The sequence below is a fragment of the Dactylosporangium sp. McL0621 genome, from assembly GCF_049995355.1.
In the GTDB taxonomy this organism is placed as follows: Bacteria; Actinomycetota; Actinomycetes; order Mycobacteriales; family Micromonosporaceae; genus Dactylosporangium.
This window is the reverse complement of sequence record NZ_CP188259.1, coordinates 350,263-363,441: the sequence shown is the minus strand read 5'-3', so window position 1 is coordinate 363,441 and position 13,179 is coordinate 350,263. Positions and strand designations below refer to the sequence as shown.

The 13,179-nt window shown below is 67.3% G+C and carries 9 protein-coding genes and 2 pseudogenes; 5 read left to right on the top strand and 6 right to left on the bottom strand.

Going from position 1 to position 13,179, the window contains the following annotated elements:
* Nucleotides 1-132: 132 nt before the first annotated feature.
* Genes ACPPVO_RS01675 through ACPPVO_RS01665 form a run of 3 tightly spaced genes read right to left on the bottom strand, consistent with a single transcriptional unit; the run spans nucleotide 133 to nucleotide 5,758 of the window.
* Entirely contained in the window at nucleotides 133-2,187 is a 2,055-nt protein-coding gene (locus ACPPVO_RS01675) for a hypothetical protein (protein ID WP_426509458.1), read from the bottom strand.
* Nucleotides 2,184-3,188 carry a PD-(D/E)XK motif protein gene (locus tag ACPPVO_RS01670; protein ID WP_426509457.1) on the bottom strand — a complete coding sequence of 335 codons (1,005 nt, stop codon included), beginning with the start codon at nucleotides 3,186-3,188 and terminating at the stop codon, nucleotides 2,184-2,186. Before ACPPVO_RS01670 ends, ACPPVO_RS01675 begins: the two co-directional genes overlap by 4 nt.
* Entirely contained in the window at nucleotides 3,185-5,758 is a 2,574-nt protein-coding gene (locus ACPPVO_RS01665; protein ID WP_426509455.1) for a Z1 domain-containing protein, read from the bottom strand. Before ACPPVO_RS01665 ends, ACPPVO_RS01670 begins: the two co-directional genes overlap by 4 nt.
* Before the next feature lie 246 nt (nucleotides 5,759-6,004).
* Between ACPPVO_RS01665 and ACPPVO_RS01660 the strand changes: the two genes are divergently transcribed.
* The gene (locus tag ACPPVO_RS01660) at nucleotides 6,005-6,448 is read left to right on the top strand and encodes a very short patch repair endonuclease (protein WP_426509454.1); all 444 of its coding nucleotides are present in this window, start codon (nucleotides 6,005-6,007) and stop codon (nucleotides 6,446-6,448) included.
* Here the strand turns inward: ACPPVO_RS01660 and ACPPVO_RS01655 are convergent.
* Both ACPPVO_RS01655 and ACPPVO_RS01650 read right to left on the bottom strand, forming a co-directional pair.
* Nucleotides 6,357-7,544: a DNA cytosine methyltransferase gene (locus ACPPVO_RS01655; protein ID WP_426509452.1), complete on the bottom strand. Its 1,188-nt coding sequence runs from the start codon at nucleotides 7,542-7,544 to the stop codon at nucleotides 6,357-6,359. The genes ACPPVO_RS01660 and ACPPVO_RS01655 overlap by 92 nt on opposite strands.
* Before the next feature lie 804 nt (nucleotides 7,545-8,348).
* On the bottom strand, nucleotides 8,349-8,561 hold the full coding sequence (locus ACPPVO_RS01650) for a hypothetical protein (RefSeq protein WP_426509450.1): 213 nt from the start codon (nucleotides 8,559-8,561) through the stop codon (nucleotides 8,349-8,351).
* An 824-nt stretch (nucleotides 8,562-9,385) separates the two neighbouring features.
* Here ACPPVO_RS01650 and ACPPVO_RS01645 point away from each other — a divergent pair.
* A pseudogene (locus tag ACPPVO_RS01645) lies at nucleotides 9,386-9,991 on the top strand (replication-relaxation family protein); the annotation flags it as partial.
* A 74-nt stretch (nucleotides 9,992-10,065) separates the two neighbouring features.
* A complete protein-coding gene (locus tag ACPPVO_RS01640; RefSeq protein WP_426514957.1) occupies nucleotides 10,066-10,308 on the top strand; it encodes a hypothetical protein in 243 nt (80 codons plus the stop codon).
* A gap of 257 nt (nucleotides 10,309-10,565) precedes the next feature.
* Here the strand turns inward: ACPPVO_RS01640 and ACPPVO_RS01635 are convergent, their stop codons facing one another.
* Entirely contained in the window at nucleotides 10,566-11,033 is a 468-nt protein-coding gene (locus ACPPVO_RS01635) for a hypothetical protein (RefSeq protein WP_426509448.1), read from the bottom strand.
* A 278-nt stretch (nucleotides 11,034-11,311) separates the two neighbouring features.
* Between ACPPVO_RS01635 and ACPPVO_RS01630 the strand changes: the two genes are divergently transcribed.
* Nucleotides 11,312-12,418: an MrcB family domain-containing protein gene (locus ACPPVO_RS01630; RefSeq protein ID WP_426509446.1), complete on the top strand. Its 1,107-nt coding sequence runs from the start codon at nucleotides 11,312-11,314 to the stop codon at nucleotides 12,416-12,418.
* 314 nt (nucleotides 12,419-12,732) lie between these two features.
* Nucleotides 12,733-13,071 (top strand): annotated as a pseudogene (locus ACPPVO_RS01625) (MrcB family domain-containing protein); the annotation flags it as partial.
* Between the last annotated feature and the right edge of the window lie 108 nt (nucleotides 13,072-13,179).

Genomic DNA, 13,179 nt, shown 5'->3' with positions numbered 1-13,179 from the left:
CAAGAGCCGTTCGGTAGTCCCAATACGGGAGTGCGGAGGGCAGATCCTGCGAGACATTGTTGTCGATCAGCTGCCAGCCTCCGGCGTCGACCGTGGACGGCGCCGGCCGAAGGTACGGCCAGATTCTCCGCCTCATCGGGAGATCACCGTCCCGACCGTCACCGCGACTTCGGTGATGGTGTTCGGCGCGGGCCGTAGGATCGCCTGCCACACGATGCCGTCGCCGCCTTCGACCTCTGCCTGGTCGCCCTGGACGAAGCGGCCGTCGCTACCGCGCCAGCCCAGTACGGTCGGCATGTCCGCCGCGGCGGGCGGCTGGCTTTCCCGTCCGCTGCCACTGCCGGCGATGACGACGTTCACCACAGCGGAGACCACCTGAGCACCGTCAACAGGCAGCATGAACTCCTGGACGACGACGGGCCGGCCGTCGAGCTGGTCGAGCCGCGGTTCGCCGTCGTATCGGACCACGGGCCGAACGGCGGGTCTCGGGCCCGGCGGCCGAGTCTCGGACGCGGGCGCTCGGAGGGACTCGGTCGGCCCGCCCGTGAGCCGCTCATCCTGGGGTTCCGTCCATCCGTTCCCGTCCGAGCTGCCGAAGCCGGTCGCGCGCGACTCCGCAGTTTGCCCATCGAACTCTTGCCATCCGCCTGGCGCGGACCCCGTGGTCAGCGGCTTATCGGACCGGTCTTCCGCCAGGTCGACACGTTGCGCAACGGACGACGGCGGGTTGGATGCCTGCGTGCCGCCGCCGTAGTCCGTGGCCCCGCCAATGCCCCAGCCTCCCGCGACGAGACCCGAGAACATGCTGCTCGCCGCGCCGAGCGCGACCGCCGCCGAGCCGGACCGCGCGACCGCGCCCGCATTGTTGAACTGCTCCAGTTCCTCGCCGATCCGCGTGAACGTCATCCGGACAAAGGTGCGCTCACTACCCTCGAGCTGATCTGCGATCCAGTTGTCGTGCGTCGGCGGCTCCGCCTTCGCGTACACGTCATCGAGCGACTCGTCCGCCCGGAAGACCCCGGCGTAGCCGATGTGCTCCGACAGCGGCTTCGGACCGGCGTAGTACTTCACGACCAGCTCGGCCGGGCGCATGAGGCAGACGTGATGCACACCGCGGTTCAGGCCCGCGGTTTCCGACGCCCGCCCGCCCTCGGCCGGCAGCATGAGGCGCCGGGCCAGGCCGAGCGAGCCGAGCTCGCGCTTGGGCCGGTAGCAGCTGAGGCGATGGGCGTGGTCGGAGCGGCTCTTGCGGTAGGCCTCGACGAAGAGATTGAGCGGAGCCGTCGAGGCCGGATCGGGAATCTCCACGCTCACGTTCTCGTGCCGTACGGCGAAGCGCATCGGGGCATCGCCGTTGGCCAGCGGAAGGATCTTCGGCCAGAGCTGCCAGGCGATCGTGTCCGCCAGGTAGCGGGCGACGTCCTCCGGCTCGTCGTCGCCGAACACCGGGTCGACGATCACGATCGTCGTCCCCGTCTCGTCGGCGCCGAACTGGCGCAGGCCGAGCAGCCGCGCGGTGCGGTCGGCGTCCTCGCCGACGAGGGGCTCGACGACGTCGTCCGCGCTCCGGTCGCCCCACCAATGCCGGCCCGTGTGCCGAACCGGTCCCTCGCGGCGGTCTGCGGTGTAGCTGCGCCACAGCGCACACCCGATCAGCCGGGTCTCCAACCCGTGGTCGCCCTGGCAGCGCGTGTGGATGAGGATCGTGCCGGACCGCGAGAGCAGGTAGAAGATGCCCTTGCCGAAGCCGTACGTGCCGCCGCCGAGGTGTTTGTCGCGAGGCTCGCCCGCATTGCGGACGAAGGTGACGAAGTCGCGTACCTCGCCGACGGCCTGATCCGCGCGGGTCGGACCCCCGAGCCCGGTCGTACCGCGGTCGGAGATGCGCAGCGTCCGGATGACCGGGGCGGCGAGGGCATTGCGCAACGGCAGGTGGTCGTTCAGCGGCACGTCCCTCAGGAGCAGGTCGCGCCATTGGCCGGCATGGGCAGGGCTCACCGTCAGCATGTCGATCTCGAAGTCCACGACCTGGTGTCCCTGCCGCGCGTCCCAACTGTTCTGGGCCGCCTCACGGACCAGGACCGTCCACAGGTCCAGTTCCGGCCGGCCGAGCTGGTTGCGGATGCCCTCGGCCGCGGACGCTCCCTCGGGCGGGTAGACCTGTGACTGCCAGCCGATCCCGGTCACTGACCAACCCCCGTAGCCGCCGCGACATGCGCCTCGATGTCCGCGTCGCCGAGCGCCGGCACGGGATCCGCGAGCAGGTCGATCGTGTAGTGGACGTCAATCACCGGGGGCGCCGGTGGCACGAGCGACGCGATGGTGACCCGCGGGAATCCGGCGCCGACCTCGTACCAGCGCTCCTCGGTCACGCGGAAGAGGACGTCGACGTAGTGACCGCGATCGGCCGACCGGTAACCGACCTCGGCGAGCCGGGACAGCAGGTCGTGCTCGTCGTCGGCCAACTGCAGCAGATCGTCGACGAGCGCCGGAACGCAGCGGCCTCCCGTGCTCTGCTCCACCCGGATCCACACCAGGTCCAGGCATCCGCCCGCGGGCTCCTCCAGCTGGTCAAGGCCGTGAATGCGGACGCGACGGCCTTCGGTCGCCGTCGAGGTCTTGACCTCGATGGAGCGCGCCGCGCCGGTGAAGTCGTGACGATGCCCCGACGGCCCGGTCCACAGGTGTGAGGCGCCCCCGTGGCTGCGCAGCAGCCGCTCCAGGACGACGAGCTCGCCGAAGAGTCCGGCCAGGCGATCGGCGCCGAGCGGCACGGCGCCCGGGGCGAACAGCGCCCGCCAACGAGCGACCACCGTCCGGGCCGCCTTCAGCGGTCGGCTCGGCGCCGCCTCGACTGCAACCAGAATGTCGGCGCACAGTCCGTTGAACACATCGGCCAGGTCCGGCCGATCGCAGCTGAGATCGGCGTACCGGACGAAGACCTTCGCGTCCTCCAGCCCACGCTCGCGCCAGTGCAGCGCGGAGTCGGCGGCGGAGGCGACCGACTCGTTCGGGGCGAGCGGGATCAGCAGGCGCCGGACGCCGGACGCGTCCACGGCGGCCGAGATCGGCCCTGTGCTGCCCTTGACGGGCAGGGCGGCGACCCGCATCTTCTTCGCCGAGCCGATCGGCTCGGCGGCCAGCGCCTCCCAGTGGTCGCGAAGCAGGTCGCGGAGCGATCCACTCACTCGGTCTCCTCGACCTCGAGGCCGGTGAGGTCCTCCTCCTCGAGCTGCAGCTTCGACAGATCCGCGCTGACGTACTCCCACTCGACGGACGAGTCCGACCCGGGCGGCAGCGGAAATACGAGGCCGACGCCGATCACGTGGTCCTTGGCGTTCAACGGAACACGCAGCTTCTTGCTGCGCTCGGGCGGTGTCGACGTCTTGTCGATGGCGTAGAGGGTGAGCAGGCCCGTCTTCGGCATCTGGGCGCGTCGCAGGTCCTTGATCTCCTTCTCCGAGAGCTCCTTCTTCGAGCCTCCGGGGACCGACAGATCGGCCGCGGCGTCGGGGCGGCTCATCAGGGTCTTGATGTCGGGCACCTGCGCGTTCACGAGCTTCGCACGGTTGACGCGGCGCACCGACAGGCCCGGCGCATACTCGAACGTCGACTCGGCGGGGCCGTCCGGGTTGCCGATCAACGCCAGGTTCCACCGGCGCAGCGCTCGGTCGCCCGAGTCCGCGCGCTTCCCGATGTAGTTGGCCAACAGCGTCGCGTCGCACTCCTGCGACCGCTCGTGGAAGGCGTATTCCTTCAGGAAGTCGAGAACGAGGTCGTAGTCGACGTCGAACAGCACGATCCGGTCCTCGGCCACCCTGATCTCGGTGCGTGCCCCGGCCTCCACGGCGCGCCGAACCAGCCTTCGCGCGGCCTGCTGGTTTCCGCGCAGCCAGTCGAGGTCGTCGCTGCGGAAGAACCGGGTCTGCACGCGCTGACCGCCGTAGGCGGCCGCCGCCTTCACGGCCGACTTCATCTTGGCCGCCGCCGTGACCAGCAGGGCGGGGTGAGTGCGGATGCGTACGGCGAAATCGCGGGGCGTCTTGTCCTCGGTCATGTACACGTCGATGTCCCGCCGCATCTCGGCCTCGACCGAGGCGAGATGACGGAACCAGTCCCGCAGCTCGTCCGTCATCCAGATCCTCGGCAGGTCGGCGTAGCCGTTGCGGAAGCCGAACCAGCGACCCATCTGCAGCAGCGTGTCGTAGGCCGAGACGGAGCGAACGAAGTAGCTGACGCAGAGGCCCTCAAGGGTAAGCCCCCGGGACAGCGTGTTGCCGCCGACCGCGATGGCCACGACCCGGCCCTTCTCGTAGTCGAGGCGGTCGGTGCTCGTCGAGTTGTCGATGACGACCCGGCACTCCTTCAGAACGGCGGGAAGGTGCGCCAACAGCGCCTCGAACTCGACCGGCTCCTCGTCGAGCTCCTGGGCGGGGACTCGCATCGTCTCGGACTTCCACAGCGCGCGCAGCTCCTCGACCGCGGTCGGGTCGTCGAGAGCGGCGACAACGTCCGACACGACCGCCCGCAGCGGCGCCTTGAACGCCTGGTGGACGCCCGTGCTCACGCTCGTGTGAATCAGCATGGTGCTGTGCGGGTTGCCGCTGCCCCGGGCCTGGCGCGCGGCCGTGGCGAGGCAGAAGTACCGCACAGCGGTACGGAGGCTGTCGGGGATGTCCGGTACGAAAGTGTCCTTCTCGCCCTTCGCCGGGCGCACGAGATCGACGTCGTCGGGCGACACGTCACGGATCATGTCGTGGCCGTCGGGCACCTCGCTGGGGTCCTCGTACTCCTGCACGTCGCGGCCGAAGATGACCTCGGGGCCGAAGTAGCCGACGGGACGCGGCAGGTTCACGACGAAATGCTCGGGGTACAGGTCCTTCGCCGACGGGTCGATCAGCAGGTTGGCGAACGGGGTCGCGGTGTAGCCGACATAGCACGCCTTCGGCAGTCGGGTCAGTACGTCACGGATGAGCGGGTTGATCGTCCTGGTGGCGACCGTCGCCTGGTCGGCCTCGTCATCCACGATGATGGCGGGGCAGTCCGCGAGGTAGCTGCGCGCGGAGTCGAGCCATCTGTTGAACTTCCGCAGCACCGCCGGGTTCTTCTTGACCACACACAGGACGTACTGCCGGTTGGACGAGCTGAAGTACGACGCGGCGTTGGCCGGCGGCGTGAAGTCACGGTCGGGGTCGGTGAGCTGGTGCCACAGGCCCGGGTTCGGTTTGACGAGCTGCTCCTCGAGGCGGAGCTGCGTCTGCCGGCGCAGGCCGTTGTGAATGCCCGCCAGGACGATGAACAGCTTGTAGCCGCGGTCGGCCGCTTTCGCCAGCACCGAGGTGAAGTTGGTCGTCTTGCCCGACTGCACGTACCCCACAACCAGGCCGCGGACGGAGAACACGGCCTCGCGAGGATGGCTGAGCAGCGCCACGACCTTGGTCGAGGCGTCGTCAAGGACCTTCAACGGGTCGTCCTTCCACCCGTCTCGGCGGAGCAGGTTCTCCAGCGCCGGCCAGCACCGGTCGTCCTTGCGTGGACCGGTGTACCAGGTGAACCGGTTGTTCAGGACCACCGACCGCGGCTCGTCAAGCTCCTTGATCCTGATGGTCTCCCGCTCGTACCGCTCGAGGATGCGCTGAATGATGTCCTGATTGACGTTCATCACTTCAAGCATCGAGCGCGCCGCGGCGGGCGTGTTCTGCTGGGCCATCTGCTGGAAGACGGTGTATTGGCCCTCGAACTCATCGAGCGACGACACCTGCTGCTCCTCCCACTCCGGCGGCCGTTTGACCCGCTCAGCCTAGTCGTTGCGACCCACGCATCCGACCCCGCCGATCTGCGCAACCGGGCCGCAACGACACCCGCGCAACGCGCCCGACGGGCCGCCCAACGCGCGAAACGGCGAGCTCCGCGCGCTAAAGGTCATCAAGATCATGCCGTACTCCGGCCTGGAACGGTTCGGCCGATCGGCTGACAAAGCGGTCCCGGCGGTAGTCTCGTTCGCGTGGTCGAACGGCTGAGTGGGGGATGGGCGTCGAGCGACGGCGTCCGCCGATGCATGCAGGCGAACAAGGGTCGCGACACACGGCCCGAAATGCGACTGCGCTCGGCCGTCCATGCCCTGGGTCTGCGGTACCGCACGTCGACCCGCCCCCTCGCCGCGATCCGCCGCACGGCCGACCTGGTGTTCAGCGGCGCGAAGGTGGCGGTCTTCGTCGACGGCTGCTTCTGGCACGGCTGCCCCGACCATCACACCAAAGCGAAGGCGAACGCTCAGTTCTGGTCGGAGAAGGTCGACCGAACCCGCGCCCGCGACCTGGAGACCAATCGATTGCTCACCGAGGCCGGCTGGCAGGTCATTCGAATCTGGGAGCACGAACAGACAGAAGTGGCAGCTGCTCTTGTTGCGGCTGCCGTGCGCGAGCGGAGCCTTCGGCGGCGTCGATGAGGCTGGCCCCGATGTGCTCGGCCAGGGCTTTGGCCAGCTCCACCGGAACCGCATTGCCGATCTGCCGGGCAATCTGGATCTTGGTGCCACACCACTTGAAGTTGTCCGGAAAGCCCTGCAGCAGCGCGGCCTCGTAATGCGTGAGCGCCCGGTGCTCCTCGGGGTGCAGGTATCTGCCCTTCTCCGGCTTGAAGAACTCCGTCCTGATGGTGACGGACGGTTTGTCCCAGCGCAGCCGCCCCATGACGTCGGCCGATCCGGTCAGGTGGTTCTTCCAGCACGGCGCCTTGAGGTCATCGGGCAGGTCGAACCGGTTGCCACCCGGCGGAATCTTCTTGAACCGAGCGATCGACACCTTGGGGTCGTAGTAACGCGTGACATGCAGCTCCGACGACAGGAACGGCCCCGGCATGCCGTTTTCCAGACGATTCGGCGGCAGGTCGATGTGGTCAACGGGAATCGACGCGGTCACGCCGTGGAGGGCATCCTTGACGGTCCGCCACGCCTCGCGGCGCACCGTCGGATCGGGGATCATGATCTGCTGCCGCACGCTCTTGTGCGTGCCAATGACGATAAAACGCTTTCGTACCTGCGCCGAGCCGTAGTCGGCAGCGGTGACCATCCTGGGGTCGAGCTGGTAATCCTCGAGCCGTCCGCCCGGGGCCGTTTCACGTCGAAGCGCGGCAAACTCTTCGGATTTGGCGAACCGGTCAACGTTCTCGATCAGGAACGCCTTGGGCTTGATCTTTACCAGCGCGTTGACATACTCCCGCCACAACTGGTTTCGCTCGTCGTCCGCACGCTTTTTGCCCAGGTTGGAGAAGCCCTGGCACGGCGGGCCGCCGATCACCACGTCCGCGGCCGGAAGGTCCGACTTGACCCATTCCCCGATGTCACCGCAGAAGATGTGGTCGCCGCCGAAGTTGGCGGCGTAAGTCGCGGCGGCGAACTCGTTCAGCTCGACCGCGCCGACCGGGGTGAAGTAGCCCGACAGCTGGAAGCCCTTGGTCAGGCCACCGCAGCCGGCAAACAAATCCACCACACGAAGTCGGGTCGATGGATTGTCGATCGGCTCCGTGTCCGGGTCGGCCGCCATTGGTCTCCCCTCATCACGCCACCAGTACCAACATCCGCCGCATCGTACGAGAGATCAATTTGACCACCTTATCGGGCCAACCGATACCACTCAAGCTCCGCCATACGTGCTCCCCGCGATGGTCAACCAAACGTGATCACATGCACACGGAAAGCCGAAGCATCGTCAACGGGAGGCGATAGCAGCGCCGTCCCAGGCGGCGACCCGTTGTCGCGTCGACGATCGCCGTGACGAGGGACGGCTTCGCGGCCTTGCTCGGCAGCGTTGCGTCTCCGGCGGGCCGGCCTAACGCCGGACCTCACCGATGGTGGCGACGGCGACCTCTGCAGTGCCGAGCCATCCCTCGCCATCGTCTTAGGCCGGGCCGCGTTGATCGGCACGCCGTCGACCTGGATCATGCCGTTGTCGTAGGCCACGACCTCGACGGTCAGCCGTAGGCCCTTGTCTCGGGCCGTGGGCTGCACGGTCATCGACTCGCGGATGCGGTCCAGTGCTGCGGGCGTCGATTCCTCCAATCTGTGCGGCAGGCCGCTGCGCCGGGGGCCGCGCCCGTCTCGGTCCATGCCGGCCTGCATCCAGCCCCCCGGCATACGCCGACTTGTCTATATAGGCAGAGCCGAGAGGCCCGGTCGAGGTGGCAGTGGACCGGGTGGTCGGGTCGTCACGACGCTTCGCCTAGTGGCGGAGCGCCGGCAGCGCGGGCGACGGTCACCGAGTCGGATAGTCCGGACTGAACGGTTTCGTCTCCTGCTGTTCGACGTCACGACCGCCATTCACGCCCGGGCGGCCGTGATCATCAAGTCGTCACGAGCGGCGCCGGTCGAGGTCCATGTCGGCGCCCAACGGGATCACCAATCGGGCGGCATCGTCGGTTCGGTCAGTGGTTCGGTGTCCTCGGATGAGCGTGCGGGCCTCGTTCGCGCGGTCGTCCGTCGTCGTGCGGAGGGCGTCGGTGAGCCGATCGAGATCCCAGCGCTGCAGGAGCACCGCGAGGGAGTCGATCCTGACCAGGCTCAAGCGGAGCGTCCCAGGTGGGGCCGCGGCGTTCGCAGCCCCGGTCGATCATGTCCGGCGCCGGCATCAGCGATCGACGTGCCCCCGCCGGAACGTCAGCAATCACGCTCTTACGCCCACCCCCGTTCGGGAAATGTATCCCCCAAGGGGATGTGTCGGGTTTGGGTTCGTGCCCAACACCAGCCGCTGACCTGCAGTGATACGCCATCTCAAGGTCAAATCGGCATACAGGGGTTCGCCTGGGGTCTGCCCACGGGTTCGACTAGGGGTTCGACCACGGGCACCGGGCACCGGGCACCGGGCACCGGGCACCGTTACCGAACCGCCCGAGCCCCTGTCCAGCAACGCGGCGTGCCATCTCTCCGCGGACTCGACCAGCGACGTTCTGACGGCCTCGTCCGGTATTGCCGGCGTCGTCGTGCCGCACCTGGCAGTGCCCGTCAGAGCAGTTGCCGAGTCGGTGTTGGGCGCCAACCGGCCCGTTGGATCGACCCAACACGAGCCCGTTGAGTACCTGCGGTGTCCAATCCTGCAGCTGGCTACGGCCCGGACCCGACACGGCCCAACTGACGGGCTGGGTCGACCCAACCGAGGACAGGTCATTCACCAACCGACGCCCGACCGGTAGCCAACGTGCCCAAGCGCGTTGTTGGCTCTGTGAGTGCCGGTTGGGTGTCACCGCATGCCGCGGAGACTTCGGTGCCCAACCGACGCGCCATCGCAGCGTCGCTCGTTGGGTCGGCCGGCGAGCCGGGTTGGGTGCGTTGGGTTGTGTTGGGTCATCAATCGCCAGCCGGCGCCGGTTACCGGCCAACGGTGGGGCCTTTGTGGATGAGAGCCGTCGCCAGACGGCTGACCGTCCAGGAGGCACCAATGACCGCCACCCGTCCAGATCGCGTGCTCGCCGCGCGTGCTTTCATCACCGACCGCGACGTGTGCCTGCTCGAATAGCTGCACGACCACCAGGCACTCACCATCGAACAAATCACGTCGGCGCTGTACACGCGCGCCGGACGGCGACCGACCGACTGCTGCGCCTGCACAGGCTTGGCATCCTCGACCGGTTCCAGCACACCACGCCCGGCCACCGCACCGTCTACTACGTGCTCGGGCCCCTCGGCGCGGAAATCGTCGCGGCGCTGCGCGGAAACCCGGCGCCCCGGGCCACGGATGTCGTTGCACGCCAGCGGCGGGTCGCCATGAGCCCGACCTTGGCGCACCTGCGGGGTGTCAACCAGTTCTTCATCGACTTGATCAGTCATGCCCGCCGTACGCCGGACGCTGCGGTGTTGCGGTGGTGGTCGGAACGGCAGTGCGCCGAGCCGCTGCGATTCGGGGTGGTGGGCATGTATCGGGTTCGTGCCGACGCCCACGGCATCTACGCGGAGGGCGGGCGGCGGGTCGCATTCTTCCTCGAGTACGACCGTGGCACCGAGTCGGTGCCGGTGCTCGTGGACAAGGTGCGACGGTACGAGCAGCTGACGGCGCAGGGTGGGCAGCGTGGCCGGTGTTGTTCTTCGTGCCGGACGAGGCCAGGAAGCGGAACCTGCTCCAGCATCTCGGGCGGGGCCCGCTGGCTACGCCGGCGGCAACCGCAGCCGCAGCCCGGATCAGCGGCCAGGGTGGTGTGGCTGACGCGGTGTGGCGTCCGGTCACTGCGCCGGACGTGCCACTCCGGCTGATCGACCTTGGATCGCTCGGGGACCCGGCCGATGATGCGACGCTGTACCGGCTGGACCGGCGGCCCTAAACGCCCGAGACCATTGAACTTGCAGGTTTGACAACGACTGCGAGCCGGCACTACCGAGGCGGGGCGGTTGCGTCGTCAGTCAGCGGAGCCGAATCAGGGAGTCCGTGGAGTTCGTCACCTCGGTAGAGGCGGAAGAGGCGGGTGAGATCGTATCGGTGATGATGGAGTTCTCTACGCTTCACAACACTGTGGAAGACCTCGCCCGCCGATGGCATCATCCTCATCCGGTACTGGGATCCCGACGTCGGCGGGGGCCGCTACGGCAAGTGAGCCACGACCTCAGCCAGGCCCCGGTACGTCCCGTCAGCGCCGTCGGGTTTGCCGAGCCGATAGCGTTCCAAGCGAATCGCCCCCGAGATGCCGCGCCTCGTACACCAGGCGCCGGAACCGAGCGGACTCCGACTCGTCCGGCGCGCCGTAGGTCTCCCAGAACGCGTCGCGCTCCGTTCCAGGCTTCGCCGACACCATCCGAATCGACCAGTCAGCCGCCGGATCGCCCCACAGGGTCCGGTCAAGTCCAGCAGGCCAGTAATCGTCGGCGCCGCGTCCGGGTCGAGCATGACGTTCACCGTCCACAGATCACCCGTCAGCTGCAGCCCAGCAGTGCGGGCCGGCTCCACCAGCTGGGCGACGAGCTGCTCGTCGACACCGTGTACCTCCAGCCGGGCCGGCTTCCGCTTCGCCACCGAGCCAGTATCAGCCTCGGCGATCACCACATCGGACATCAGGTGCTGCTCCTTGATCAGGAGTTACACCGTTCGTTTTACAGTCCCGATCTCGGATGTCCGTCAAAACGGGGCAGGCCCAGGATCCACGGGCGTCCGTGGCAGTTCAGCGGCGCACTCGCCGGTTGTCTCTCAGTTCGTCACTCAACCGTGGCGCCTACGTGGCGAGCCGTGCACACCGGCAGTGCAGTTCCAGGGCGGCAGGTCTGTTGCCCATCCGGTCCATAGCCGAAGATCTGTGGGACATTCGTCGCTCGGCTGATGAGGGGACCACCGGGGTGCAGGACCTGATCGAGGAAGTACTGCGGCTCCAGGACGAGTACGACGCCAAGAACACGCCAGCTATGCAGCGGAGGGGCGTCGTCGTCCGGCAGGAGATGCGCGCGTGGCTCAGCCAGTTCGCGGGCGACCTGATCAACGAGGTAGCCGACGTCTTCGAAGACTTGCGCATACAGGGCAGGGACGGCACAGGTCAGAAGACTGAGGTGCCCTGGATCCGGCTCTATTCAGCGGCGCGCAGCCCGAGCGCCACTGAGGGCTGGTATGTGGTGTACCTGTTCAGTGCACTCGGCCATCGCTGCTATCTGACGTTGCTGCACAGCAGTACGGAATGGGACGGCGTCGAGTTTCGCCTTCGGCCACCATCGCAGCTTCATGCGCTCGTCCAATGGGCAAGAAGCCACCTCATGACGTTCGCGCAGCAGCGCGCCGATCTGGTGACCAGCCTCCAGCTGGACTCGCGGAGGAGCGGCCTCGGTGCGGCGTACGCTGCGAGCACTGTATATGCGATCGAGTATCAGGCCGGCGCGGTACCTGGACCTGACCAGCTGCTCGCCGACCTCAAGTTCATGCTGAACATGCTCAAGGAGCTCTATCGGCTCAAGGAGAGCGACCCGCGCATCCCGGGGACCGACCCGCCGGAGGTAAGCCAGCTCAAAGCCGACGTGGCCGTAGCGGCCGGCCGACGTGGTTCGCCTTCAGGGCAGGGTTTCCGCCTTACGAAGAAGGAGCAGCTGGCAGTCGAACGTCGAGCCGTTGATGTTGCCATGCAGTACTACCGAGACAGGGGCTGGGCCGACGTCACGGACGTGGGGGCGACTGAGTCGTTCGACGTCCGAGTGCGTAACGGCGTGGACGAGCTGAGCATCGAGGTCAAGGGAACGACCTCGCTCGGCGAGTCCGTGATCCTGACCAGGAACGAAGTCGAGTTGCACCGCAAGCGGTTCCCGCACAATGCGCTGTTCATCGTCCATAGCATCGCGTTGGACCGTTCCGGCCCGGACCCCATCGCGTCGGGCGGCCTGGCCGTCGAGCACCGACCTTGGGCGATCTCCGATGCCGATCTACGCGTGCTGGCCTTCCAATATCGAGTACCAGTCATGTAGTGCACGCCCGCGTTGACGGAGGCGCCGAGCTTCCGTGCCACCCGTTGCGGCGAAGGTACCGCCTCCGGATGGGGTAAACGCCTTGGGCTGGGAAGGCGTCTTGACCTGCCGGTTCTCCGTCGAAATCAAGATCAATAAGAAACTCTGGCCGTACATTTGCCGTGGCCGTTCCAACCCATCGCTCGGCGGCTGCGCTGCGACTACGCGTCGATCGACGCAGCAGAGTGTCTTGCGTCGAGCGGAACTACCGTCCGTGGAGTTGGTGAACGAAGATCAGTAGGACTTCAGCCTTTTGATCCGAGAGGGCTCTCACGATGCAGAACCTGATCGAGGAAGTCCTGCGACTCCAGGACCAGTACGAGGCCAAAAACACGCCTGCCATGCAGCGTCGCGGAGTCGTCGTTCGACAGGAGATGCGTGCCTGGCTGAACGAGCACGCTGTCGACCTGCATGCGGGGGTGGCCGACGTCTTCGACGACCTTCGGATCCAGGGCAGAGACGGCACTGGCCAGAAGACTGAGGTGCCCTGGATTCGGCTGTACTCGGCGGCGAGAAGTCCGAGCGCGACCGAGGGCTGGTATGTGGTGTACCTGTTCAATGCTCTCGGCCACCGGTGCTATTTAACGCTGTTGCACAGCAGCACGGAGTGGGACGGCGTCGAGTTCCGCCTCCGGCGGCCCGCGCAGCTGAACGCACTCGTCCAGTGGGCAAGAGGGCACCTCACGAGCTTTGCGCCACTGCGCCCAGACCTCACGAGCTTT